General features: G+C 55.2%; 20 protein-coding genes and 2 pseudogenes. 9 read left to right on the top strand and 13 right to left on the bottom strand.

Annotation, left to right across the window (positions count from 1 at the left end):
• The first annotated feature begins 435 nt into the window (after positions 1 to 435).
• A complete protein-coding gene (locus GBC03_24235) occupies positions 436 to 1,983 on the top strand; it encodes a hypothetical protein (protein QFS73090.1) in 1,548 nt (515 codons plus the stop codon).
• The gene (locus tag GBC03_24230) at positions 1,898 to 4,333 is read left to right on the top strand and encodes an autotransporter outer membrane beta-barrel domain-containing protein (GenBank protein QFS73089.1); all 2,436 of its coding nucleotides are present in this window, start codon (positions 1,898 to 1,900) and stop codon (positions 4,331 to 4,333) included. Before GBC03_24235 ends, GBC03_24230 begins: the two co-directional genes overlap by 86 nt.
• Positions 4,334 to 4,782: 449 nt before the next feature.
• On the opposite strand, the pseudogene GBC03_24225 reads toward GBC03_24230, so the two are convergent.
• The 10 genes and pseudogenes from GBC03_24225 to GBC03_24180 form a co-directional block, all read right to left on the bottom strand.
• Positions 4,783 to 4,899, bottom strand: a pseudogene (locus GBC03_24225) (transcriptional regulator).
• An 83-nt stretch (positions 4,900 to 4,982) separates the two neighbouring features.
• Positions 4,983 to 5,189 carry a hypothetical protein gene (locus GBC03_24220; protein QFS73088.1) on the bottom strand — a complete coding sequence of 69 codons (207 nt, stop codon included), beginning with the start codon at positions 5,187 to 5,189 and terminating at the stop codon, positions 4,983 to 4,985.
• Positions 5,190 to 5,371: 182 nt separating this feature from the next.
• Entirely contained in the window at positions 5,372 to 6,418 is a 1,047-nt protein-coding gene (locus GBC03_24215) for a ferric ABC transporter ATP-binding protein (protein QFS73087.1), read from the bottom strand.
• 11 nt (positions 6,419 to 6,429) lie between these two features.
• Positions 6,430 to 8,508 (bottom strand): ABC transporter permease subunit, encoded by a 2,079-nt coding sequence (locus GBC03_24210; protein QFS73086.1) that lies wholly within the window; start codon positions 8,506 to 8,508, stop codon positions 6,430 to 6,432.
• Between the two features lie 139 nt (positions 8,509 to 8,647).
• Positions 8,648 to 9,679 (bottom strand): extracellular solute-binding protein, encoded by a 1,032-nt coding sequence (locus GBC03_24205; GenBank protein QFS73085.1) that lies wholly within the window; start codon positions 9,677 to 9,679, stop codon positions 8,648 to 8,650.
• A complete protein-coding gene (locus GBC03_24200; GenBank protein QFS73084.1) occupies positions 9,676 to 10,980 on the bottom strand; it encodes an MFS transporter in 1,305 nt (434 codons plus the stop codon). Before GBC03_24200 ends, GBC03_24205 begins: the two co-directional genes overlap by 4 nt.
• 84 nt (positions 10,981 to 11,064) lie before the next feature.
• Positions 11,065 to 12,606 (bottom strand): MASE1 sensor histidine kinase, encoded by a 1,542-nt coding sequence (locus GBC03_24195; GenBank protein ID QFS73083.1) that lies wholly within the window; start codon positions 12,604 to 12,606, stop codon positions 11,065 to 11,067.
• Positions 12,606 to 13,235 carry a response regulator gene (locus tag GBC03_24190; protein QFS73082.1) on the bottom strand — a complete coding sequence of 210 codons (630 nt, stop codon included), beginning with the start codon at positions 13,233 to 13,235 and terminating at the stop codon, positions 12,606 to 12,608. The genes GBC03_24195 and GBC03_24190 overlap by 1 nt, the downstream gene beginning before the upstream one ends.
• Positions 13,236 to 13,462: 227 nt before the next feature.
• Positions 13,463 to 13,579: pseudogene (locus tag GBC03_24185) on the bottom strand (transcriptional regulator).
• Positions 13,580 to 13,664: 85 nt separating this feature from the next.
• Positions 13,665 to 13,868, bottom strand: coding sequence for a hypothetical protein (locus tag GBC03_24180; GenBank protein ID QFS73081.1), 204 nt, complete (start codon positions 13,866 to 13,868; stop codon positions 13,665 to 13,667).
• Between the two features lie 388 nt (positions 13,869 to 14,256).
• Here GBC03_24180 and tauA point away from each other — a divergent pair, with 388 nt between their 5' ends.
• Genes tauA through tauD form a run of 4 tightly spaced genes read left to right on the top strand, consistent with a single transcriptional unit; the run spans position 14,257 to position 17,670 of the window.
• Positions 14,257 to 15,219 (top strand): taurine ABC transporter substrate-binding protein, encoded by a 963-nt coding sequence (gene tauA / locus GBC03_24175; protein ID QFS73080.1) that lies wholly within the window; start codon positions 14,257 to 14,259, stop codon positions 15,217 to 15,219.
• An 11-nt stretch (positions 15,220 to 15,230) separates the two neighbouring features.
• Positions 15,231 to 15,998 carry a taurine ABC transporter ATP-binding subunit gene (tauB, locus tag GBC03_24170; protein QFS73079.1) on the top strand — a complete coding sequence of 256 codons (768 nt, stop codon included), beginning with the start codon at positions 15,231 to 15,233 and terminating at the stop codon, positions 15,996 to 15,998.
• Entirely contained in the window at positions 15,995 to 16,822 is an 828-nt protein-coding gene (gene tauC, locus GBC03_24165; GenBank protein ID QFS73078.1) for a taurine ABC transporter permease TauC, read from the top strand. Before tauB ends, tauC begins: the two co-directional genes overlap by 4 nt.
• Complete coding sequence (gene tauD / locus GBC03_24160; protein ID QFS73077.1) at positions 16,819 to 17,670, top strand: taurine dioxygenase; 852 nt, start codon at positions 16,819 to 16,821, stop codon at positions 17,668 to 17,670. Before tauC ends, tauD begins: the two co-directional genes overlap by 4 nt.
• 218 nt (positions 17,671 to 17,888) lie before the next feature.
• Here tauD and GBC03_24155 read toward each other — a convergent pair whose 3' ends face one another.
• Together GBC03_24155 and hemB are read right to left on the bottom strand one after the other, a co-directional pair.
• Complete coding sequence (locus GBC03_24155; protein QFS73076.1) at positions 17,889 to 19,589, bottom strand: GNAT family N-acetyltransferase; 1,701 nt, start codon at positions 19,587 to 19,589, stop codon at positions 17,889 to 17,891.
• A gap of 121 nt (positions 19,590 to 19,710) precedes the next feature.
• Positions 19,711 to 20,685: a porphobilinogen synthase gene (gene hemB, locus GBC03_24150; protein ID QFS73075.1), complete on the bottom strand. Its 975-nt coding sequence runs from the start codon at positions 20,683 to 20,685 to the stop codon at positions 19,711 to 19,713.
• 511 nt (positions 20,686 to 21,196) lie between these two features.
• Here hemB and ehaB point away from each other — a divergent pair.
• Together ehaB and iprA are read left to right on the top strand one after the other, a co-directional pair.
• Complete coding sequence (gene ehaB / locus GBC03_24145; protein QFS73074.1) at positions 21,197 to 24,118, top strand: autotransporter adhesin EhaB; 2,922 nt, start codon at positions 21,197 to 21,199, stop codon at positions 24,116 to 24,118.
• Between the two features lie 88 nt (positions 24,119 to 24,206).
• Complete coding sequence (iprA, locus tag GBC03_24140; protein QFS73073.1) at positions 24,207 to 24,830, top strand: hydrogen peroxide resistance inhibitor IprA; 624 nt, start codon at positions 24,207 to 24,209, stop codon at positions 24,828 to 24,830.
• On the opposite strand, the gene ampH is transcribed toward iprA, so the two are convergent.
• Positions 24,831 to 25,988, bottom strand: coding sequence for a D-alanyl-D-alanine-carboxypeptidase/endopeptidase AmpH (gene ampH / locus GBC03_24135; GenBank protein QFS73072.1), 1,158 nt, complete (start codon positions 25,986 to 25,988; stop codon positions 24,831 to 24,833).
• 328 nt (positions 25,989 to 26,316) lie between these two features.
• Between ampH and GBC03_24130 the strand changes: the two genes are divergently transcribed.
• The gene (locus tag GBC03_24130) at positions 26,317 to 26,850 is read left to right on the top strand and encodes an isochorismatase family protein (protein QFS73071.1); all 534 of its coding nucleotides are present in this window, start codon (positions 26,317 to 26,319) and stop codon (positions 26,848 to 26,850) included.
• Positions 26,851 to 26,943: the final 93 nt, after the last annotated feature.

Genomic DNA, 26,943 nt, shown 5'->3' with positions numbered 1-26,943 from the left:
TTAAATATCTCATCTTATTAAGCAGTTTTAAGATGAAATAAAGAAAAATATAAAAGTTTAAACATTGACGGATTTATCTCGTTGACGACGAGGGTAACGCCTTGTTTTCATCATAAATTAATTTATCTGTTTTTTAAATAGCCACGTTTATATTAAATACATCGTTGTATGAGTGTCTTTTATGTTATTGTTTTTATTCATTTAATAATGTGAAATGGTTAGAGGTGAACAATTTAAGATTTTTTTTGAAATGATTTACTGCGTTTACTCTTCGATATGGTTTTGATAGCTTTCAATACAATCTTTATTTCCTTTTGAATTTAATTTAATTTTTATTGCTAATTTTTTGTTTCCTGTTTTTTTCTACTTTGTTTACTGACTTAACAAAAGTAAGAAATTAACTGAATTTTGTGAAAATTAGCAAGGGAGTTATTAATGCAATATTTTCGCAGAAACCAAATAGCGTTATTGATCGCATCGATCTTCATATCCTCCGGACCAGCAACAGGGGCCACGATTCATGTTGATGGTTCATTTCCTTATGCGGCGCAATCCAACACAGGGACTCACGGGACTAGTGGGGGCAGTGAAGGCGCCGGAGCTGGGTATGTCTTATCGCCGAACCCGGAAACTACCGCAGCGGATAACAGCGTAAGCGTCGGTAGTGGCATCACAATAACCGGCGGTGATGGTGACGCGGGCGGCGACGGCGGCGACGGAATGTCCGGTAACAATGCAACAATCACTAACGGCGGAAAGATTATTGGTGGTGAAGGTAGCTATGGCGTTAGCGGCATTGGTGCCGGTGGTGTGGGAATATCGGGTACTGACCTGTCGATAACCAATTCTCGTACCGGCTCCATCACCGGTGGCGAAGGGGATAGATATTCCGCTAGCGGTGCGGGTATCTCTGGTGACCGTCTCATGATAACCAACGATGGTGCGATTACCGGAGGCGATGGCAGTTTCGGATTTGATGGCAACGGTGGTACGGGCGGCATTGGCGGCGCTGGAATATCAGGTACCGATCTCACAATTATTAATACTTACCGTATTACCGGTGGTGACGGTGATTCCAGTGGCGAGGGAGGCGATGCCATATCGGGTTCCGCGCTGACCATCACCAACAGCGGCGCTATTCTCGGCGGCGGAGGGGGATATGGTTACGATGGAGCTGAAGGTGGCAATGCCGGTGCCGGAATTACCGGCAGCAATATGGTCATTGACAATATTGCCCGTGGGTCAATTACGGGTGGCCGAGGCAATTCCGGAAGCTTAGGGGGCGATGCCATATCGGGTTCCGCTCTGACCATAACCAACGGCGGATCCATTGTCGGCGGCGAAGGGGGATATGGCTATGGAGCGCTCGGTGGCAATGCCGGGGCGGGAATATCGGGTACCAGTCTGAGAATCACCAACGGCGGATCCATTGTCGGTGGCGAAGGGGGGTTTAGCGGCGGAGGCAATGGAGGCAATGGCGGAAATGCTGGCGCTGCAATATCTGGTAGCGAGATCATCCTTGATAATTTAGCCGGAGGTTCTATTACCGGCGGTGAAGGCGGCAGTGGCGGTTCGGACGGCCTCGGTGGCGCCGGAATGCCTACCGCAGGCGGCACGGGAATACTTGGCGATAATCTGACCATCACCAACGGTGGTTCCATCACCGGTGGCGAAGGCGCCTATGCCGGCGGCGATACGACAAGCCCGGACGGCGCAGACGGCGGCACGGCTATATCCGGTCACAACCTGACCATCAGCAATCTGGCTGGCGGCGTCATCACTGGCGGAGAGGGCAATTACAGCGGCAGCAGAGATAATACTAACACCAGCGACGGCGGCAACGGCGGCGTCGGAATATTCGGTGACAGCCTGAGGATTAACAACAGCGGTTCTGTCGTTGGGGGCAGAGGCAGTTTCGGCAGCAACGGCGGCGCTAACGGTGCAGGTGGCGCAGCGATATCCGGCAGTAATCTGGCTCATTAATAACAGCGTTATCACCGGCGGTGCTCCCTACCGGAGCGGTGGCGAAGCGGGGGCGGCTCTCAGTCTTACCGGCGGCAGCAACACGCTGACGCTGAATACCGGCTCGATTATCACTGGTGATATCCGGCTGGCCGACGGTACAAGCGACAGCGCGACAACGTTGCAGGTAGTCAGTAATGATGCGGCAAACCGGGCCATCAACGGTAATCTGACGGTGGGTCAGGCGGCAAGCGTAACGCTGGCAGAACAACCGATTGAATTTTCCGGTAACGCGTCGTTTGCCGACGAGTCGTCGCTCACCCTTGGCGAAGGCGTCAGCCTCAAGGCGGCGTCTCTCTCGGTTGGCGATAACGCGTCGCTTAATGCCAATATCACCCACTGGGATATGCACGACATTCTTCTGGTTGAAACCACGAACGGTATTACGGGCGCGTTTTCTTACAGTAATGCCCTCGTCGCGGGCATGAGCCAACCTGACTTTGCCTATATCAACGCCGGTTCTCGGATCATTCAATACTCCCTGTACTGGAACGGTCTGGACGCCGATGCGCACGGGACGTTCACGCTTGATGAGGGCAGAACCTTCGATCTCGGCGTTGCCCTGGCTGACAATACGGCGCACGTCAACCCGGCCTGGGACGGTAAAAGCCTGACCAAAGCAGGAGAAGGCACGCTGATACTGTCAGCGGAAAATACCTATACGGGGTCGACCTATGTCAGCGAAGGCATGCTGAAGACGACGACGTCGAATGCATTCGCCAATACCTCCGGCGTAACCGTCGGTGAGGAAGGGACGCTTAACCTGAACGGCAACAGCCAGACCGTCAACGCGTTGGATAACCGTGGAACTCTGCTGATTGATGATGATGGTGTTCCGCCTTCTTCCCCTCTTAGCGTCATGCTGACTGGCGACGTGACTAACAGCGGCAATATTATTCTCAACAACAGCGCAACCAGCGCCGGGAATACGCTGACCATCGATGGCGACTATACGGGTAACGGCGGTAACCTTTCGCTGGGCACCGTTCTCGGCGGCGACAGTAGCCTGACGGATAAGCTGGTGGTTACCGGCAACGCGACCGGTACGACCTATGTGCAGGTTAGCAATGAGAATGGCTCAGGGGCGTTGCTACATGAAGGGATTAAAATCATTGAGACCGGGAGTTCTACGGCAGATGCCTTTGTACAACGAGGTCGTATCGTGGCGGGAAGCTATGAATATCACGTGAAGCAGGGAACGGCTTCCGGTAGTGACAGGAATAACTGGTATTTAACCAGTCTGACGGACACTCCTGATCCTGACGACTCCTCTGAGGTTGTTAACAACGATCGGCCTGCACCAGGCGATTCTTCTGATGCAGTCCACATCTATCGCCCTGAGGCAGGAAGCTATGCCAGCAACCTGGCGGCAGCGAATACGCTGTTTAACACCCGGCTGCAGGACCGTCAGGGAGGAGCATGGTATACCGACCCCGCTACCGGGGAACGCCATATGACCAGCTTGTGGCTGCGCACGGCAGGCGGGCGCAACAAGAGCCGGATGTCTGACGATCAGAACACATCCTCGTCCAACCGCGTTGTCGTGCAGGTCGGCGGCGCGTTGCTCCAGGGCAGCGCGAACGGTACCGATAGCTATCAACTGGGCGCAATGGCGGGCTATGGTAAGCAGGATAACGACACCCATAACAGGCTCTCAGGCTACGGTTCTCGTGGCGAGGTGAGCGGCTACAGCGCCGGTCTGTACGGAACCTGGTACCAGAACGCCGTGGATAAAACCGGGCTGTATGTCGATTCCTGGGTACTCTATAACTGGTTTGATAATACGGTTAAAGGCGATGAGATTGCTCAGGAGCGCTATAAAAGCAAGGGGCTGACGGCGTCGCTGGAGTCGGGTTACGCTTTCCACATGGGGTCATTCACGACGGCAGGCGACATAGAAAGTAGCGTCTATCTTCGCCCACAGGCGCAGGTCACCTGGATGGGGGTGAAGGCTAACGACCATACCGAGAAAAATGGTACGCGGGTTCAGGGCCAGGGTGACAATAATATTCAGACCCGTCTGGGCATGCGCCTTTACGCTAATGGAAAAAGCGCCGCGGAAAAAGGAACCGTACGCGAGTTTGAACCCTTTATCGAGGCGAACTGGATACACAACACGAAGCAGTACGGCGTCAGGATGAATGACACGAGTACTTCCCTGCAGGGAAGTCGAAACGTCGCTGAGGTGAAAGTGGGCGTCGAGGGGCGGTTGACCCGGGATCTCAGCGTGTGGGGCAACGTGGCTCAACAAATGGGTAATAACGGCTTTCACGACACGAGCGGTGTGCTGGGGATAAAATACCAGTTCTAACCGTCCGATATGCCTCCCGTCAACCCGGCTGAGAAGCCGGGTTGACGTTTTATTCTTACCGCCACGTTGCGCGGTAAATATTCACTGAAATTTGCGAATACCTTTCTGTTATCACTCCGTTGTATGAACAATTGCGCGGCATTCCTACTTTCGTCTTAGTGTCGCTCTGCTTTGCCACTGCCAGAGTATAGATAACCCCCTGATCTGGAGGCGTTATGAGCTGGCGACCTATTCTGTTCCTTATTGTTAACCCATTCCCGCTATTAAGCGCGCCGCGCGGACGGCTGCGGCTGGTTCAGGGTTAACGGGATCAACGTAGGCCTGATAAGCGTAGCGCCATCAGACATGTTTTATGCCCTTTCAAAGAAGGGTTCCGTTCGCCTTATGTTCATTGCTTCTCTGGAAACAACTCACCCGCGAACGTGTTAAGGGCGTTCTCCGCCACGCCCTTAACAATCCCGGCTCCCGGCGAGGAAAATCGCCACGTTGTGGTCCATTCGCCTTATGCCGTCTGCCTTTCGGGTCGGGGCCGAGCCTGCATCCCTGCAGGCCGTCCCCTCCGCCCGCTTCCCTGCGGGCGGACCCGGTCAGCCGTCAACGGCTCATCGATTTTCACGCCGGACCAACGGCATCGCTTCAATTCTCTGCTCTACAAACAAGTTCTTTTCGCTTTGAGCACCAGTAAACCGCTCAGGTGGTCAGGTGTGGATTGGTCCGGCTGAAAATTGCCGACGTGTTTCCGGAGGGCCGGGGAAACCCGCAGGGATGCGGGTTCAGGGCGCGCGAAGCAGGGATGCTGAGTCGCGCCCGACCCGGTAGCCCGGAGGAATAAGCGGAGGGTATCGCGAAGCGACAATTTTCCCGGCCGGGAGCCTGGGTTGCAAGGGAGGCGGCGGCGAGCCTCCCTTGCCCGTTCACGTACACGATAATTCCAGAGAGGCGACGCACATAAGGTGAACGGAAAGATCTCCCTGGTAAACATATACAGCGGTTGCCGGATGGCGCTTACGCTTCTCCGGCATCGAAAACATCGAAAACCTACGCGGCGTCCGCTAACACAAACATCCCGTACGGATGGATTTCGAGGAAATACTGCTCGCCAATATCCGGTTGCAGACGAGTGGCGTTGACCTGTAACAGAATTTCCTGCCCATGCCACTCCACCGTCACCTCATACTGCGGTCCCATATAGGCCACATGCCGAATCACACAGCGCTGACTCTCCTCGCCGCGATCGCTTAAGGTAATCGCTTCCGGGCGTACGCCCACGGTACCCTTACCCTGGGCCGCAAAGTGCGCGGGGCGGGGCAGGCGATAGCCGTAGATATCGACCGCGTCATCGCTAAAATGGGCCGGGAATAGGTTAGCGTCGCCCATGAAGCTGGCCATAAAGCGGGACGCAGGCTGACGATAAAGATCCTGCGGCGACCCGATCTGCATGATATGTCCCTTGTTCATCACCAGCACGGTGTCGGAAACCGCAAAGGCTTCGCTTTGATCGTGGGTAACGTACAGCGAGGTGATATCAAACTGCTTTTGCAGCTCACGGATCTTATCGCGCATGCTGCGGCGCAGGTTGGCGTCGAGGTTACTCAGCGGTTCGTCAAACAGCAGCACCTTCGGTTTGAGGATCAGCGCGCGCGCCAGCGCCACGCGCTGCTGTTGGCCGCCGGAAATCTGATCCACATAGCGGTCCTCGAATCCTTCCAGATCGACCATCGCCAGCGCTTCTTTCACCCGCGTCTTCACATCGGCGCGCGACACGCCCAGCATCTTCAGACCGTAGCCGACGTTTTCTCCCAGCGACATATGTGGGAACAGGGCATACGACTGGAACACCATACAGATATCACGCTGCTGAATAGAGCGATGGGTGACGTCCTCGCCATCAATAAAAATCTGCCCTTCGCTTGGTTTTTCCAGACCGGCGACCAGGCGCAGAATCGTGGTCTTGCCACAGCCGGACGGACCAAGCAGCGTCACCATCTGCCCTTGCGGGATGGTGAGATTGATATTGTCGATGACCGTGTTACTGCCGAATCGTTTGGTGACGTTGCGCAGTTCAACGAAATTTTTCTGACTCATAGTGCGCTCCATTACGCCTGGTTTTTGGCTTTAGACCGGGAGATACGTGCTTCCCCAATCAGCCAGTCAAAGATGAAAATAATCGCCAGCATCACCACGATCAGAATCGACCCGTAGGCTATCGCCACGCCGTATTCGCCGTCTTCCACGCGGTTCAGGATGTAGGCCGTTGCCACGCGGGTGTCTGGCGTGACGAGGAAGACAATGGCGCTGACGGTCGTGATGGCGCGCACGAAGCTGTAGATCAGCGCCGAGAGAATAGCCGGACGCAGTAGCGGCAGCAGAATGTGCGTAATGGTGCGTAAGCTCCCGGCACGCAGACTGAGCGAGGCTTCATCCAGTGATTTATCGATCTGGCCGAGTCCGGCGATCCCGGCGCGAATGCCGACCGGCACGTTACGCATCACCATCGAGATAATGACAATGGCCGCGGTGCCGGTGAGGTACACCGGGGCGCTGTTAAAGGCAAGGATGTAAGAGACGCCCGCCACGGTGCCCGGTACGGCAAAGCACAGCATGGTGGTGAACTCGATGGTCTTTTTGCCTTTGAACTGCTGGCGCACCACAACCCAGGCGATCAGCAGGCCGAAGGCGGCGGTGATCGGCGCGGCAATTCCGGCATACAACAGGGTATCGAGCAGCGAAGGCCATGCGCCGTCGCTCATCCCCTGACCAAACAGCTTGATAAAGTTATCCAGCGTCAGGGTGTAGTCCACGCCCCAGTTCACGGTGAAACTGCCGTAGAAAATACTGCCGTAGAGCAGGGCGTTAAAGGCAATCCATATCGCCAGGATAGCGACCACGCTCCAGACCAGGGTGACCGGCAGCGGCTGCACGTCGCCACGGTATGATTTCCCGGAGACGGTGACGTAAGAGCGCTTGCCAATCCACATGTACTGTACGCAGAACACCAACAGCGAGAACAGCAGCAGGAAGGCACCGAGGGTACTGGCAGCCTGGTAATCGAGCTGTGAACCGGTGATGTAGAAGTAAATTTGCGTCGCCAGCACATCGAAGTTGCCGCCGAGCACCAGCGGGTTACTGAAGTCGGCCAGCGACTGGACAATAACAATTAAGAACGCATTCGCCAGCGCCGGTTTCAGCAGGGGGACAAACACGCCGTTAAACGTCTGCCAGCGACTGGCGCGCAGGGTGTATGACGCCTCTTCCAGCGACGGGTGAATGGTTTTGATCGCGCCGTCGAGGATCATAAACGCCATTGGGGTAAACGCCAGCACCTGCGCCAGCCAGATGCCGGTAAACCCGTACAGCCAGTTGGTATTGGTCAGCCCGAACCACTCCACCATCAATTCGGTCACGTAGCCAGAACGGCCCATCATCAGCGTAACGCCCAGCCCCACGACAAACGGCGGCGTGACGATCGGCAGGATTGAGAAGATACGGCCAATAACGGCGCTGCGTTGGGCGATACGGGTGGTGTAAATGGCCAGCACCAGGCCGAAGAAGGTACAGCCGACGCCCACGGCAATCGACAGGGCGATAGAGTTGAGGATCACCTGAATGATATGCGCCTGCGATAGCACATTCATAAACGCCAGCGGCGCGAACGCCCCCGCGTCATTGGTGAACATCGGGATGAAAATGGCGATGCTCGGCCAGACGATAAAGATACCGATGAGCGCCACGATGGTGACCAGCGAACCAATCACAAACCGGTCGCCGCCCAGCCATTCGAGACGGGTCAGCGCCAGGGTCATGATTGCGCCCAGTGCGACAAACAGCACGATGGTGGCGTAGCCTAAACCGCGCCCTTCAACGGTCGCGCTGATGACGATAAAAGCGATGCACAAAAAGGCCCAACTGGCATCGAAGTAGTGGCGGCTACGCTGTTCGCGTCTGGCTTCGTGGACCGGGCGCACCAGCAGCAGGCCTGGCAGCAGATACCATAGCCAGCTGATATTGAACTGTGACCAACCGTAGGCCTCGAGGATTTCATCGCCCGTGGACTCCAGCAGACCGTAATCCAGGCTCCAGCTCGGCAGCAGGACGAAGGCCAGCCAGCCGAGTAAGACCCAAAGGAATATCGCATCCCGCTTTTTCACGGGATGGAGTGCAAGTGTGTGTGACATACGTTTTCCGCTGTTCAATCCCGAACAGGCCGGATAAGCGTGAGCGCTATCCGGCATTCAGGGTGACGATGATTGCCGGGTGGCGGCGTTGCCTTACCCGGCCTGCGTAACCTTAACGTCAGGAAGTCATCGTGTGAGCTTATTTACCCATCTTCACTTCGCTGACCCACTTATTGATCAGCGCCTTACGGACGTCTGTTGAGCCGTATTTATCCATGTCGTAGTTGATAAGCTTCAGGTCGTCGAGTTTCAGCGAGTTCGGCGAGGTTTCGGCGGTGGTGTTGGTCAGGATCTGATAGGACTTACCTTTCTTCCATGCCAGTTCCTGTGCGTCTTTCGACAGTACCCAGTCGACGAACAGTTTGGCATTGTCGAGGTTGCGTGCCCCTTTCAGGATGCTGACGCCGCCGATCTCATAGCCAGTACCTTCACACGGAGAAATCAGCTCCAGCGGCGCGCCCTGTTCTTTTTCCAGCGAGTAGTCGTGCAGGAAGCCGATGCCGATGGCCGTTTCACCGCGGGCGGCGTTACGCGCCGGGGCAATACCGGATTTGGTGTACTGCGAGACGTTGGCGTTCAGCTGTTTCAGGTAATCAAAGGCCTGATCTTCCCCCCACAGCTGGGCAAACGTCGCCAGCGCGGTGTAGGCAGTGCCGGAGCTTTGCGGGTCGGCAATCTGAATTTCGCCTTTGTATTCCGGTTTGGTCAGATCTTTCCAGCATTTCGGCACCGGCAGATTTTTCTCTTTCAGGCGCTGGGTGTTGACGCCGAAACCGAGGATCCCCACGTAGACCGCCGACGAGAGGTTGCCCTTCACTTTCGCCGGATCGCGGAATTTCTCCATCACCTGTTCCAGGTTCGGGGATTTGTACGGCTGCAGCAGACCCATTTCACCGGCCTGCGACTGCGGGTCCAGCGTGCCGCCGTACCAGACGTCAGCCTGTGGGTTTTTCTTCTCGGCATCGACCTTCGCCAGCGTGCTGCCGGAGCCGTTACGGATAAACGACGTTTTCACGTCATATTTATCGCCAAAGGCTTTGGTTTCTGCTTCGCACATCTCGTTGGTGGCGCTGCAATAGACCACCAGACGACCTTTGGCGTGCGCCGCGCCCGATAAGGTCGCCAGCGCAACGGCGGAGGCAATCAGAGTAGAGGTAAGGGTCATTTTCATTGTTTTATCCTTTGACTGAGAGTGGTGGTGATGCCCGCCATCAGCAGCGGCATCAGCAGTAAACCCATAAGTACCGCGACGACCGAGAGCAAACTGAACATTCCCGACCAGCCGTAGCGTTCAATGACCAGCGACAGAGGCCAGCCCGCCAGCGCTGCCCCCAGATAGGCGAACAGGCCGAGAAAACCCGTGATTGAACCTGCCGCCGCTTTGTGTCCACATTCCACCGCCGCCAGGCCAATCAACATTTGTGGGCCAAAGACAAAAAAGCCCACCGTAAAGAAACAGACTGCCAGCAGGGCGTAATGATGAACCGGCGCCAACCATAGCGCGGCGACGGAGACCATCAGTCCCAACGTAAACAGCAAAATCATTGGCGCCCGCTGACCGCTAAACAGCAGGTCCGAACCCCAGCCGGCAAACAGCGCGCCGAGAAGACCGCCTACTTCAAACAGCATCACCGTGGCGTTGGCGCTGAGCAGGTTGACGCCGTGACTTTCCGTCAGCCAGATGTTGCCCCAGTCGTTGAGGGCAATGCGGATCAGATAGACCAGCACATACGAAACGCCCAACAGCCAGATCATCGGGTTTTTCAGCATCGTGGTACGCAGCATTTGCCACAGCCCCATCGGCGGACTTTGCTGCTCCTGGCGCAATTCCAGCGGATCGTTACGCCAGTTGCCGACGGACGGTAACCCCTCTTCCTGGGGCGTGCCCTTTAGTTGCAGCGTTAACCAGATTCCCAGAGCCATGCTGATTATCCCTGGCATCAGCATCGCGGCCTGCCAGCCCCACCAGTGAGCGGCGAAGGCGCTGATTAGCGGGATAATCGCCCCGCCAATGTTGATAGACATATTCCAGCAGCCCCACCAGAAGCCGCGTTCGTTGCGCGAGTACCAGTGGGTCAGCAGGCGAGCGCAGGGGGGCCATCCCCAGCCCTGAAAAAATCCGTTGAGCGTCCAGACCGCCAGCAGTAGCGTCAGCGACTCACCAAAGGCAAACACCACGTTCAGCAGGCCGGTGGCGAACAGGCCTACGCCCATAAACCCACGCTGTCCGTGGCTGTCATGCCATAGTCCGGCGGTAAATTTCGACAGGCCGTAGGTCAGATAAAACAGGGAACCCAGTAGCCCAATGTCGCTTTTATCCAGCCCGAGATCGGTTTGCAGCGCTGGCAGCACGTAGTTCACGCTTTTACGCGTCAGATAAAACGCGGCGTAACCGATGACCATGCACATCAGCAGTCGCGGACGCAGCGTGCGGTACCGTTGATTGATTTCAGATGCTGCGCCTGCGTGCATAGCCGTCTCCGTTTTGCTGACTATAAGAAAGAGAAATCAAAAGGGGATGAGAGAAAGTCCGGAGTGACTAGGACTTTTTCCTGGTCAGAAGGCGATTTGTTGCAAATTTGTGGGCAAGTTAACACTTACCCGCGTACCGTGCCGCGACTCCAGCGCCAGTTCGCCCCCGAGGGCGCTGACCCGCTCGCGCATCCCCTGAATGCCAAAACCGGCCATTTTGTCGGCACTGATCCCCACACCGTTGTCGGTCACGTCCAGATGCAGCACATCTCCCTGCTGACGCAGGACAATCCGCACCTCGCTGGCTCTGGCGTGTTTACAGACGTTGTTGAGCAACTCCTGTAACAACCGGTAGAGAGTGAAGCGCACCGTTTCATTTTCGGGCGTGGCGGTGAGTTGATAATCAAACTGGCAGCGAATACCGCGCTCTGTAAAGGCAAACTCGTTGAGCAGATGGAGCAACGCCTCTTTGAACGACAGTTCGTCCAGCGCGGGGGGGCGAAGCTGGCGCAACAACTGGCGGGTAGAGTGGTGGATCCGTCGGGCGAGATCGTTGATCTGGCTGGCGGCGGCCTGGGCTTGCGCCGGATCGTGCGCCCGTTTCACCAGCTGCGACTGGATCTGAATGGCGGTGATGTTCTGTCCAATCTCGTCATGCAGCTCGCGCGCCAGGCTCTTGCGCGTATCTTCTTCGGTATGCACCAGCTTCTCGGCCAGCGCCCGCCGCGCCGCCAGTTCCGCCTCCAGGCGCTGGCGGTAATGGTGCAGGTTTTGCGCCAGATGTTGCTGACGACTGATAGCGATCCCCAGACCAATGCCGAGCAGCGACTGCGTCGCGAGAAAGATCTCCAGTTCAACCAGGTTGCTGAACCCCACGCCGACCTGGCGGGCGATGGTGATCATCATGCTGCCCAGCAGCCCTGAGAGCACGCCGCCCTGCCAGCCGAACTTCCACGCCATGACTACATTGGGCAGAAACACCACGATCAGCAGCAGGCGCTCAATCTCTGGCGACAGCACCATCTGGGTACCAATGCCAATGATAAAAAACAGACTGCACCAGATGATTAACGAGGTACGCAACGGCGGATTATTGGTGTCCAGCCCCAGCAGGTGATAGCGATGCTGCTGGCGCAGAAACTCGAAGATCAGATAGACAAACGGCGTCAGCAGTACCCCACCGGTAAATGACGCCAGGCCGAGCAGCATCGCCGGACTTTTGACAAACGGTGACAGCAGGGCGGCGTTGAGCAATGAGGCCGCCGTTACCGTGGCCAGCAGCAGCGTCAGCCGCTGCCAGTAAAGGGGGAAACGGTACCAGAAGGTCTGCGCGAGACTGGCAGGGATCACGCTGATGAGCGGCGTGGCCAGCAGAATATAGCCATTGAGCAGTTGCTCACTGTGCAGCCAGAGCAGCATCAGCATCGGCGGCAGCACCAGCGCGGGCCAATAGCGGCGTGAAAGCAGGATCAACAGCGCCAGATAGACACCGTGCGGCAGGAACAGCGCCGCCTGCTGGCCGTTATGGGTCAGATAAAAACCGAGCGTCCACAGCATCAGCCAGCCGGTGCCCCATGCCAGCACAATAAACAGCGAGATGACGGCGTGGCGGAGGTTGCGTGACATCAATGTCCCGCCAGCAGTTGGTGGTCGAGGGCGAAATGGACCAGCTCAATGGTGCTGTGGCAGTTCAGTTTGCCCAGCACGTTGGCACGATGGACATGCACCGTTTTATGGCTGAGATCGAGTTTAAAGGCGATTTCCTTAACGCTGTCGCCTTTGATCAGTAAATCAAACACTTCCCGTTCGCGCGGGGTCAGTTCCGCCAGCACGGGTGATGATGGCTCGCCGCCGCGCAACGCCCGCAGCGCATCGGCGCAGAGATAATGCCCGCCCAGGCCAACGGAACGAACGGCCTGCACTAACTCTTCCGGCCCGCAGCGTTTGGTCAGATAGCCGCTGGCACCCGCATCCAGCGCGCTCTGCACGAAGGTCGGCGTGTCATAGATACTGAGAATAATGGCGCGAAACTGCGGCCTCTGTGCCCGCAAGCGTTTCAGTAAGCTCAGACCGTTTTCGTCCGGCATGGCGATATCCATCACCGCAACGTTAACGTCGTCGCGCAGTAAAGCAGGCCAGGCTTCCGCTGCGCTGCTGAACTGGCCTGCGACGTCGAGGTCTTCTTCGAGACTGAGTAATTGCGCAAAGCCAGAACGCACCACCACATGGTCGTCCACCAGCACCACACGTATCATGATTTTGCTCTCTTGCCGGATAATGACTCTATGATGCCTGGCGCCGCTGCGCTGGCAATCAATCAGGTACAGTTATGGAATGAATGTAACAAAATGGCAATATTTGGGGGCGCAGGGGGCAGGCGTTTTCATGTCACTTCATCAAAGGGTTTCGTTCGCCTTGTGTTCATTGTTTCTTTGGAACTCACTCACCCGCGAACGTGTTAAGGGCGTTCTCCGCCACGCCCTTAACAATCCCGGCTCCCGGCGAGGAAAATCGCCACGTTGTGGTCCATTCGCCTTATGCCGTCTGCCTTTCGGGTCGGTGCCGAGCCTGCATCCCTGCAGGCCGTCCCCTCCGCCCGCTTCCCTGCGGGCGGACCCGGTCAGCCGTCAACGGCTCATCGATTTTCACGCCGGACCAACGGCATCGCTTCGATTCTCTGCCTTTCAGGAAAATTCATTTCGCTGTAAAAAAAGCAAACCGCAGAGAGGGACAGGTGTGGATGGGGCCGGCTGAAAATTGCCGACGCGTTTCCGTAAGGCCGGGAGAACCCGCAAGGATGCGGGTTCAGGGCGCGCGAAGCAGGGATGCTGAGTCGTGCCCGGCCCGGTAGCCTGAAGGAATAAGCGGAGGGTATCGCGAAGCGACAATTTTCCTGCCGGGAGCCAGGATTGTTAAGGAGGCGGCGACGAGCCTCCTTAACACGTTCGCGGGAAATTTACGTCCAGAGAATCACGGTTCGTAGGGCGAACGGAACCCTTTGATGAAGTGACATGAAAACACCTGACCCACGGTAAGAAACATAAGACGAACGGAACACTTCCCAGAAACGACATGACGCATGTCAACAGCCCATGCCGGATGGCGCTACGCTTATCCGGCCTACGACACTACATCTGTCTCAACATGCGCAAAATCGCTAACCATTCCCGCTTTTTTTCTAAAAACGCTTTGTTCTTAGCAAGAATTTTTAATTCCTTTATCAAATCCGACCGCAACGAAATACTGCCTCCATAACAAGACAAGGGAGCAGACAATATGGCACGTTCATCGCGTAATACACTTCTTGCCGCACTGGCATTCATCACCTTTCAGGCGCAGGCGGTGAACGTCACCGTCGCGTATCAAACCTCCGCCGAGCCAGCGAAAGTGGCGCAGGCGGATAACACCTTCGCCAAAGAGAGCGGGGCTACCGTCGACTGGCGTAAATTCGACAGCGGCGCGAGCATTGTGCGCGCCCTGGCCTCCGGCGATGTGCAGATCGGCAATCTCGGCTCCAGTCCGCTGGCGGTTGCCGCCAGTCAGCAGGTGCCGATCGAGGTTTTCCTGCTGGCATCAAAACTTGGTAACTCCGAAGCGCTGGTGGTGAAGAAAAGTATCAGCAAACCCGAGGACCTGATCGGCAAACGCATCGCCGTGCCGTTTATCTCCACCACCCACTACAGCCTGTTGGCGGCACTGAAACACTGGGGGATCAAACCCGGTCAGGTGGAGATTGTGAACCTGCAGCCGCCGGCGATTATCGCCGCCTGGCAGCACGGGGATATTGACGGGGCTTATGTCTGGGCTCCCGCTGTTAACGCTCTGGAAAAAGACGGCAAGGTGCTGACCGACTCGGAAAAAGTTGGCGAGTGGGGAGCTCCAACCCTTGATGTGTGGGTGGTGCGCAAAGACTTTGCCGAGAAGCATCCGGAGGTGGTGAAAGCCTTCGCGAAAAGCGCCATCGACGCGCAGCAGCCCTATATTGCGAATCCCGACGAATGGCTGAAACAGCCGGAGAACATCAGCAAGCTGTCGCGCCTGAGCGGCGTGCCGGAAGCCGATGTGCCGGGGCTGGTGAAAGGTAATACCTATCTCACACCTCAGCAGCAGACGGCTGAACTGACCGGCCCGGTGAACAAAGCGATTATCGACACCGCGCAGTTTCTGAAAGAGCAGGGCAAGGTGCCTGCGGTGGCAAGCGATTACAGCCAGTACGTCACCGATCGCTTCGTGCAATAAAGGAGGCGCTGATGCTGCAACTCTCTCATCTGTATGCCGATTACGGCGGTAAACCGGCGCTGGAAGATATTAATCTGACGCTCGACAGCGGTGAACTGCTGGTGGTATTGGGGCCGTCGGGATGTGGCAAAACGACGCTATTGAACCTGATTGCCGGATTTGTGCCGTATCAGCACGGCAGTATTCAACTGGCAGGTAAACGCGTCGACGGACCGGGGGCGGAGCGCGGCGTGGTGTTTCAGCATGAAGGGCTGCTGCCGTGGCGCAACGTGCAGGATAACGTCGCGTTGGGCTTGCAACTGGCCGGCATCGGGAAAGCGCAGCGTGTCAGCATCGCGCAGGAAATGTTGAAAAAAGTGGGGCTGGAGGGGGCGGGAAAACGTTTTATCTGGCAGCTTTCCGGCGGTCAGCGCCAGCGCGTTGGTATTGCCCGCGCGCTGGCGGCGAATCCGCAGCTGTTGTTACTGGATGAACCTTTTGGCGCGCTGGATGCCTTTACCCGCGAACAGATGCAAACCCTGCTGCTGAAACTCTGGCATGAGACCGGCAAGCAGGTGCTGCTGATTACGCATGATATTGAAGAAGCGGTGTTTATGGCGACCGAACTCGTGCTGCTGTCCCCAGGACCTGGCCGGGTACTGGAGCGTTTGCCGCTGACCTTTGCCCGCCGTTTTGTGGCAGGTGAAGCGAGCCGCAGCATTAAGTCCGATCCACAGTTTATCGCGACCCGCGAATACGTCTTAAGCCGTGTCTTTGAACAACGGGAGGCCTTCTCATGAGTGTGGTGATCAACGACAAACCGCGCCAACGGCCGCTGAAGTGGCGCTGGCCGTTCTCGCGCCAGATAACCCTGAGCCTTGCGACGCTGACGGTGATTCTGGCGGTGTGGTGGACGGTTGCGGCGCTGCAACTGATAAGCCCCCTGTTTTTGCCGCCGCCGGACCAGGTGCTGCAAAAGCTTATCACCATCGCCGGACCGCAAGGATTTATGGATGCCACGCTGTGGCAGCATTTGGCCGCCAGTCTGACCCGCATCGTGCTGGCGCTGCTGGCCGCGGTGGCTTTCGGCATTCCGGTCGGGATTGCGATGGGGCTCAGCCCGACGCTACGCGGCATTCTCGATCCGATAATTGAGCTTTATCGTCCGGTACCCCCGCTGGCCTATTTGCCGTTGATGGTGATCTGGTTCGGGATTGGTGAAACGTCCAAGATCCTGCTGATCTACCTGGCAATTTTTGCCCCGGTCGCGATGTCTGCGCTGGCCGGCGTGAAGAGCGCCCAGCAGGTGCGGATCCGCGCCGCCCGATCGCTGGGCGCGAGCCGGGCGCAGGTGCTGTGGCTGGTTATCCTGCCGGGCGCGCTGCCGGAGATCCTCACAGGATTACGCATTGGACTCGGTGTGGGCTGGTCAACGCTGGTGGCGGCGGAGCTGATTGCGGCAACGAGAGGGTTAGGCTTTATGGTGCAGTCGGCCGGTGAGTTTCTGGCGACCGATGTGGTACTGGCAGGGATCGCGGTGATTGCGATTATCGCTTTTATTTTAGAACTGGGTCTGCGCGCGCTTCAGCGCCGCCTGACGCCCTGGCATGGAGAAGTCCAATGAGTGAACGTCTGAGCATTACCCCGCTGGGGCCGTACATCGGCGCGCAGATCGCGGGGGCGGATTTGACCCGTCCGCTGAGCGACAATCAGTTTGAGCAGCTTTACCATGCGGTACTGCGACATCAGGTGGTGTTCCTGCGCGAACAGGCTATCACGCCACAGCAGCAGCGCGCGCTGGCTCAGCGCTTTGGCGATCTGCACATTCATCCGGTCTATCCCCATGCCGAAGGCGTGGAGGAGATTATCGTGCTGGATACGCACAACGATAATCCACCGGATAACGATAACTGGCACACCGATGTCACCTTTATTGAGACACCGCCTGCCGGGGCGATCCTGGCGGCAAAGGCGTTACCGTCAACCGGCGGCGATACGTTATGGACCAGCGGCATTGCGGCGTATGAGGCGCTGTCGGAACCGTTTCGCCAACTGTTGAGCGGTCTGCGGGCGGAACATGACTTCCGTAAATCCTTCCAGGAATACAAGTACCGTAAGACAGAAGAGGAGCATCAGCGCTGGCGTGAAGCGGTGGCGAAGCATCCGCCGCTGTTGCATCCGGTGGTTCGAACCCATCCGGTGAGTGGTAAGCAGGCGCTGTTTGTCAACGAAGGTTTCACCACACGCATTGTCGATGTGACGGAAAAAGAAAGTGAGGCGCTGCTCGGCTTCCTGTTTGCGCATATTACGAAACCAGAGTTTCAGGTGCGCTGGCGCTGGCAGCCAAATGACGTGGCTATCTGGGATAACCGCGTGACGCAGCATTATGCAAATGCGGATTACCTGCCACAGCGGCGCATCATGCACCGGGCGACGATCCTGGGGGACAAACCTTATTTTCGCGCGGGCTGATTGCCTGATGGCGCTTTGCTTATCAGGCCTGTGAAATTGTAGCGTTGATTGCCTGATGGCGCTTTGCTTATCAGGCCTACGAAATTGTAGCGCTGATTGCCTGATGGCGCTTTGCTTATCAGGCCTGTGAAACGGTAGGGCTGATTGCCTGATGGTGCTTTGCTTATCAGACTTACGAACTGTAGGCCGGGTAAGGCGAAGCCGCCACCCGGCAAAAATCACAGGTGCTCACCAATATAGCGCTGATAGCGGTTAGCCTTCAGATACGTTAAATCCACCAGCACCAGACCATCTACACAGTGGTTAAAATCCGGATCGCTGCCGAAATCGATAAACTGCACGCCGCCGGGTTCGCAGAGCTCTGAGTATTGTTTATAGAGCGGTGGAATGCCGCAGCCGAGATTGCCCAGCAGCGACTTCAGCCGCGTCAGATCGTCGTGATAATCGTTGCCCGCAAACTGTGCCAGCACATCTGGCAGCGAAGCGGGATACGGCTGGCGCGAAACGGCCAGCGGATGCGTCGGCGGGAACCATAGTCGATAGAAGGCCACCAGCAGATCGCGCGCATCCGGCGGCAATCCCCCGGAGATAGACACCGGCCCGAACAGGTAACGATACTGCGGGTTACGTGCCAGCCAGGCACCGATTCCGGACCAGAGATAATCCAGCCCGCGACGTCCCCAATAGCGCGGCTGAATAAAGCTGCGTCCCAGTTCAATACCGTACTGCATGATGTCCGACATCCGCTCGTCGTAATCAAACAGACTGTGGCTGTAGAGTCCCTCCAGCCCCTGCTTTTTCTGCTGCTGCGCACAGGGAATGAACCGGTAAGCACCGACGATCTCAAGGTCTTCCTCGTCCCATAAGATCAGATGCAGATAGTCATCATCGTAGCGATCGATATCCCTGCGTTTGCCGCTACCCTCACCAACGGCGCGAAAAGCGATTTCACGCAGTCGCCCCAACTCGCGCAGGATCGTCGCTTCCTCCTGCCCGTTGCGCTGCCAGAGGTAAATCTGCTTGCCATCGGCGGTTTGCCCCAGACATTCCGTTCGTGCCAGTTCGCGTTTCAGTCGGGCTCTGTTTTCCGGTGGGGCGATCGTCGATTCGGTGCGAAAAACGCCAGGTCGGCCTTTGCCCAACGCAATTACATGCTTTCGACACTTTTCCGCCTGTTCGCGAACGTTGCTTTTGCTCGCGGACCACTGTGTCCAGGCAATCTGTTGACCGATGCGTACGGGCAGCGTGCTATCGCGACGGCGAAACATTTGCTGCATTAACAGCAGCAGCGTGGCGCTGGAAGAAACCAGCCCGCAGGCATAGAACAGCGGACTGTTGTAAGCCTGGATATGCACCGGTAGCAGCGGCGTCCGGTACTTTTCCGCCATGCGGATAAACCCGGAATGCCAGCGGCGCTCGGCGATCCCTTGCAGCGTCAGCCGTGAGACTTCACCCGCCGGGAAGAAAACCAGCGCGCCGCCAGCCTGCAGGTGGCTATCCATTTGCTGTAACGACGATTTCGGCGTCCGTCCCTGAATATTGTCTACCGGGATGAACAGCGAGCGCAGGGGTTCCAGATGAGAAAGCAGTCGGTTGGTCACCACTTTGATATCACGACGCACGCGGGAGAGGGCATAGATGAGCGCCAGTCCGTCCAGCGCGCCGGTGGGGTGGTTGGCGATAATCACCAGGGGGCCATTTTCGGGGATGTTTTCGATGTGATGCTCGGGGATTTCACAGCGTATTTGCAGATGCTCCAGGACCTGCTCCACCATATCGACGCCTTTCAGATGACGGTGGCGGGCGGCAAACTGCTGGAACTCTTTTTCATACAATACGCGCTGAAGCATCTTTTTTTGCCAGGGCGCGGTCCTCGCCTCAGGCCAAAGGTCGTTGAGTACGTTATCGAGACTAAACATAGCCGCATCTCCTTCTGTTCTGTGCTGACAGTAGAAGCGGCAAGTGTCGCTTGTATGACGTTTGGGTGACGTTTTGGGGAAGGGCCGGATGGCGAGACCATCCGGCAAGGTAACGGAAAAATTAACGCAGGAGTTTCTTCTCTGCCAGATCCAGCGCGAAGTAGCTGAAGATCAGATCCGCGCCAGCGCGTTTGATGGCACCTAAACTTTCCAGAACCACTTTTTCTTCATCAATGGCGCCCGCCATGGCGGCAAATTTGATCATCGCGTACTCGCCGCTGACCTGATACGCGCCGAGCGGCAGTTCCGTGCGCTCGCGGATATCACGCAGCACGTCCAGATAGGCACCCGCCGGTTTTACCATCAGGCAGTCCGCGCCCTGCGCTTCATCAAGCAGCGATTCACGAATCGCTTCACGACGGTTCATCGGGTTCATCTGATAGGTTTTGCGATCGCCTTTCAGCGCGGTGCCTGCCGCTTCACGGAACGGACCATAGAACGAAGAGGCAAATTTGGTGGAGTAGGACATGATGGCCGTGTCGGTAAAGCCTGCCGCATCCAGCGCCTGACGAATCGCCTGCACCTGTCCATCCATTGCGGCGGAAGGGGCGATGAAGTCTGCGCCTGCTGCTGCTGCGACAACGGCTTGCTTACCGAGGTTTGCCAGTGTTGCATCGTTATCCACGCCGTGCTCGCAGAGCACGCCGCAGTGACCGTGGGAGGTATATTCGCAGAAGCAGGTATCTGACATCACGATCATTTCCGGTACGGTCTGCTTGCAAATGCGCGACATCCGCGCCACCAGACCGTCTTCCTTCCAGGCGTCGCTACCGGTGTCATCAGTATGGTGAGAGATGCCAAAGGTCATGATGGAGCGGATGCCGGCGTTGGCAATACGTTCGATCTCGCGCGCCAGGTGTTTCTCCGGGATGCGCATGACGCCGGGCATGGCCTCAATTGCTTTGTAGTCGTCGAGTTCTTCTTCAACAAAGATCGGCAACACCAGATCGTTCAAGCTGAGTGTTGTCTCTTCAAACATGGCGCGCAGCGCTGCAGATTTGCGCAGACGGCGAGGGCGATGGATTAAGTCTGTCATGAGATGCCTGATGTTTGTGAAATTGAAGGCCATAGTATACCTGAAGCCGTGTGCGAGTGTTTTACGAAAATGGGCCTTATGATTTTGTTTTATTGATAAATAAATGGGATGACCTGGCAATTTTTTGATATGAATAGCTAGATATTTATATTTTGATATTTTATTCATTTTTTTTGTTTATTTGAAATATCTATTTATTTAAATGTGCTGGCATTTAAATTTATTGAGTGTTTATTTATTAATTATTGTTATCTATCGCTGTGTTAAGTATTGATTTACTATATGAGTTCTACTTTTATTTTTAATCTACTGCATTGATTTATATGGTTTTATGTGTTTTTCAATTAAGCGTTTTCCTGGTTTTTATTATTGTCCGGTTTCGGACTGAAGGGAAAGAATAATTGAACCTTTCACTGGAGACACCGCATAATCCTCCTTGCGAAACATAATGTTTTCTATGCATTGATATTTGATGGATCAACACTATTACGTCCCTGAGGAGGGATGACAAATGCACTCCTGGAAAAAGAAACTTGTAGTCTCACAATTAGCATTAGCCTGCACTTTGGCAATCACTTCTCAGGCGAATGCTTCAACGGATATTTCTGGCAAGACTTACACCACATTTGACCACTATAACGATGCGACGAACCCCGATGGTGTGTACTACGATGGTTACGTCGGCTGGAATAACTACGGCACCGACAGCGTGTATAACGGAGATATCTATCCGGTAATCAATAACGCAACCGTAAACGGTGTGATTTCAACTTACTATCTGGATGATGGTCTTTCTACCAACACCAATAGCAACAGTCTGACGATTAAAAACAGCACTGTACACGGAATGATTACGTCTGAGTGCATGACGAGCGAATGTGCTGATGGTCGTGATACGGGCTATGTTTACGATCGTCTGGCGCTCACCGTTGATAACTCAACGATCGACGATAACTACGAACATTATACCTACAACGGTACCAATACTGACGGCACCGCAGATACGCACGTTGTTGATGTCTACAACATGGGCACCGCGATCACCCTGGATCAGGAAGTTGACCTGTCTATCACTAACAACTCTCACGTGGCAGGCATTACGCTGACTCAGGGTTACGAGTGGAGTGATGTTGACGACAACACCGTTAGCACGGGCGTAAACAGCAATGAAGTGTTCAATAACACCATTACGGTGAAGGACTCTACCGTGACCTCTGGTTCATGGTCAGATGAAGGGACTTCAGGCTGGTTTGGCAATAACGGTAACGCAAGCGACTACAGCAATACTGCGACGGCTGATGACGTTGCGATTTCCGCCATTGCGAATCCGTCTGCAGATAATGCAATGCAGACGACGGTTAATCTCAGTAATTCGACCCTGATGGGCGATGTGGTTTTCTCCAGCAACTTCGATGAAAACTTCTTCCCGAACGGCGCGGACAGCTATCGTGATACCGACTCTGCTGTCGATACTAACGGCTGGGATGGTACTGACCGCATGGATGTTACCCTGAATAACGGTAGCAAATGGGTTGGTGCGGCGATGTCTGTGCATCAGGTGGACACCGATGGTGACGGCGTTTACGACGGTGTTGCAGCGGGTACCGATGCTACCGCTACGTTGATCGACATTACCGCGAATAGCCTGTGGCCATCGTCTACCTATGGTATTGACAATGGCGACACCGCTTATGATGAAGATGGCCACGTTGTTGGCAACGAGGTTTATCAAAGCGGCCTGTTCAATGTTACGCTGAACGGCGGTTCTGAGTGGGATACCACTAAAGCCTCTCTGATTGATACTCTGAGCATCAACAGCGGTTCTGTGGTGAATGTTGCCGATTCTTCACTGGTTTCTGACACCATTGCGTTGACCGGTGGCGCAGCGCTGAACATCAGCGAGGACGGTCATGTGGCAACGGATACTCTGACTGTCGACAACAGTACTGTCACCATCGCTGATGATGTGGCTGCAGGCTGGAGCGTAGGTGATGCTGCACTGTATGCCAACACCATTAAGGTCACAAATGACGGTGTTCTGGATGTCGGTAACAGTGCGGACTATGCGCTGCAGACGGATACCCTGAATCTGACCAGCACGACCGATACGAATGGCAATGTGCATGCCGGTGTATTTGATATTCACAGTAACAACTATGTGCTGGATGCCGATCTGACCAACGATCGTACCGCAGACACCACGAAGTCTAACTATGGTTACGGTGTGATCGCCATGAATTCCGATGGTCACCTGACCATTAACGGTAACGGTGATGCATACAGCGCTGACCAGTCTGAAGTGGACAATGCGGGCGACAATGTTGCTGCGGCAACCGGCAACTACAAAGTGCGTATCAACAACGCCACCGGTGAAGGCGCTATCGCAGATTACAAAGACAAAGAGCTGATCTACGTTAACGATAAGAACAGCACCGCTACCTTCTCTGCCGCGAACAAAGCAGACCTGGGCGCGTACACCTATCAGGCCCAGCAGCAGGGCAACACCGTTGTTATGCAACAGATGGAGTTGACCGACTACGCTAACATGGCGTTGAGCATTCCGTCTGCGAATACCAATACCTGGAACCTGGAGCAAGATACGGTTGGGACGCGTCTGACCAACTCTCGTCATGGTCTGGCGGATAACGGCGGCGCATGGGTCAGTTACTTTGGCGGCAACTTCAACGGCGATAACGGCACCATTAACTACGATCAGGATGTCAACGGCATCATGGTGGGTGTGGATACCAAAGTTGATGGTAATAACGCGAAGTGGATTGTCGGTGCAGCGGCGGGCTTCGCGAAAGGCGACATGAGCGACCATACCGGTCAAGTGGATCAGGACAGCCAGTCTGCCTACCTCTACTCTTCAGCTCGCTTTGCCAATGACATCTTTGTAGATGGCAACCTGAGCTACTCTCACTTTAACAACGATCTGTCTGCCAATATGAGCGACGGTCAGTATGTTGATGGCAGCACCTCTGCGGATGCGTGGGGCTTCGGTCTGAAACTGGGTTACGACTGGAAAGTGGGTGATGCGGGTTATGTTACTCCATACGGCAGCGTGTCTGGCTTGTTCCAGTCTGACGATGGTTATCGCCTGAGCAACAACATGCAGGCTGATGGTCAGTCTTACGACAGCATGCGCTATGAACTGGGTGTAGATACCGGTTATACCTTCACCTACAGCCAGGATCAGGCGCTGACGCCTTACTTCAAACTGGCCTATGTGTATGACGATGCGAACAACAATGCTGATGTCAACGGCGACTCTATCGACAACGGCACCGAAGGTTCAGCGGTTCGTGTTGGTCTGGGTACGCAGTTCAGCTTTACCAAGAACTTCAGTGCCTATACCGATGCGAACTACCTCGGTGGTGGCGATGTTGATCAGAATTGGGCGGCCAACGCGGGCGTTAAATATACCTGGTAATCATTCCCTTACGGAAATGGATATAGCGTAGTTAATCTAAAAAATGCCCGTCAAGGATTTGACGGGCATTAATGCAAGGAACGCGCAGATGTTATCTCTGAATAAACCGTTAAAAGAATTTGGTCAGCTCGATAAGTCCTTGTCTAAATATGGCACCCGTTTTTCATATGCTAATGAAAAGCATCTTCTTTATTCCACGGAAAAGAACCCTGATACGACATTAGTGATTCTGGAAGGGATTATCTCGTTAAGACGTAATGAACATATTCTGGTTGGTATTGGGCAGGCTCCTTTCATTATGGGACTGACCAATGGGGTGATGAAAAATGATGTTCAGTACGATCTCGTTAGCGAGGGGATATGTTCGGGATATCACCTCTCTTCCTCACAAACCGTTGCAATTATTGAAGAATGCCAGTTGTGGCGTGAAGCATTCTACTGGTTGACATGGCAGAACCGTATGATGGAACAACGAGATTGGCAGTTAATCGGTAAAAACTCTTATGAACAGATCCGTTCGACACTGATTTCAATGATTGAATGGGAGGACGGATTACGTTCCCGCATTGGCGTCATGAATTATATTCACCAGCGCACATGCATTTCTCGTTCCGTGGTGGCTGAGGTGTTGGCTGCATTGCGTAAAGGCGGCTATATCGAAATGAATAAAGGCAAACTGATGGGTATCAACCGTTTGCCTTCTGAATATTGATTAAGATGCCGGAACCACGCGCGGTGTATTTTCGCTCAGTTCGACGACCAGATCGTTAATACCGTTACTCATATTGGTAAAACGGGTGAGCGGAGAGCGAGTGACGACGACAAACGCGCCCACATTTTTTTGCGGAATCATCGCCATATAGGTGATGAACCCACCGCCACCGCCGGTCTTTTGAATAATTCCCGGGCGTCCATTCTTCGGTGCCATATAGACCCAGCCTAATCCCAACGCATCGGCTTTGCCGGGAACATCCATGCCCGTTACCCGCGTTAACTGCGCGCGCTGATAAATCAGCGTCTGCATTCTGTCGGCCTGATTACTGCGCTGGTAAAAATCAGAGGACAGATACTGCTGCATCCAGCGCATCATGTCACCCGGCGTTGAGTAAACGCCGCCGCTGCCGATGGCTGCCAGCGTGTTATTACACGGGCTGGCCCCTTTTTCCGCTACCATCAGACGTTTGCACTGATCGGGAGAAGGGGTATAGGTGGTGTCTTTCATGCCCAGCGGGCGGGTGATCTTCTCTTCAAACAGTTGGGTATAAGGTTTGCCGGAGGCATTTGCCAGCGCATCGGCCAACAGATCGAACGCCAGGTTGGAATAGGCCGCCTGCGACCCCGGTGCGGCTTTCAGGGTCGCGGTGGAGAGGTAACTCCAGCGTTGCTCCCGCGTCGGCCAGACAAACACCGGACGCTTTGCCGCGCCGCCAGGTTGTTCACGGGGCAGCGCGCTGGTGTGCGTCGCCAGATTGACCAGCGTGATCGGTTTTCCCTCATATGACGGTACGCGCGCGCCGACGGGGGCATACTTACTCAGCGGATCGTCCAGTTTAACCGTACCCTGATCGAGCAGTTTCACCAGCATTTCACTGGTCATCAGCTTGGTGAGTGACGCAATACGAATGACCGAATCCAGTTGTGGGCGCACGTTATTGCCCGGTCGGGTTTCGCCGAAACTGCGAAAGACGCGCTGGTTGCCGTCGATCACGACGAGCGCCATCCCCGTCGCACCGCTGCCATAAAAAATATGATCGGCATAACGCTCGACAATATCAGACGCAAAAACTGGGTCGGCGACAGGTTGAGCCGCCTGGACTGAGGTCAATGACGCCGCACACAGCGCGGCAGAAAAAAGCAGACTACGTTTCAACGGTGATGTCCATGAATGAGATGAAGTGAAAACCTTTACACGAAATCATTCGGGATGCTTCGAGGCGGCAAGCGAGTAAATCTCCAGCAGCATAGTAAACTATGTGACTGGGGGTTATGAGCATTGCCAACAAAGAGACAGCCTGAAGGATGATGTGTATGCGTATTTATACTACGCAACGGCACATTGCAAAGCGCTAATTAGAGCAAGGATAGTGAGAAAAACGTAACGGCACGTAAACGCGCCATTTTTGCCGCGAAAGAAAGTCCGCTTTTGTGATCCTGGGCGTGCAATAATCTTTCATTACCACTCTTTGATGGGGCTGACGATGTCTGAAAAACGGGTTGTGATGGTTGTTGATATGCAAATCGGCGTGTTTGCCACGCCGCGTATTCGCCGGGAAGCGTGCGTGGAACGCATTAATCAGCTCACGCAGGCGGCAGATCTCACGATTTTTATTCAGCATACCGAGGCGGGAGGGCTGGAAGAGGGGAGTGTGGGGTTCGCACTGCTGCCAGAACTGAACACGCCAGCGAATGCAAAATATGTCACGAAAACCGCGTGCGATTCCTTTTACAAAACGGCCCTCGAACAGTTACTGCACGATGAGGCGATTTCGCACTTTGTCATCTGCGGCTGTGCGACGGACTATTGCGTCGATACCACCATCAGAAACGGTGCCAGTCGGGGTTATCGTATTACGGTTGCGGAAGATGCCCATACCACCGCCCATCGTCCGGCCGCACCGGCCCAGACGCTGATTGCGCACCATAATGATGTCTGGCGCAATCTGATCGTACCGGACAATCCGGTGTGGGTGAAACCCGTCGAAACAATTATTCAGGACTGGAAAACGAACTAAGCGCCACCATGTTGGTCACAATGGGCGGTTTCGCCTGTTGTGACCGTTTATTTTCAACCCGCGCGGTGGAAAAACACAGCAGTTGTCATAACG

Source organism: Citrobacter telavivensis, from assembly GCA_009363175.1.
Lineage (GTDB): Bacteria > Pseudomonadota > Gammaproteobacteria > Enterobacterales > Enterobacteriaceae > Citrobacter_A > Citrobacter_A telavivensis.
Note: the sequence above shows the minus strand (reverse complement) of the source record. Positions and strands in the feature narration are given on the sequence as shown.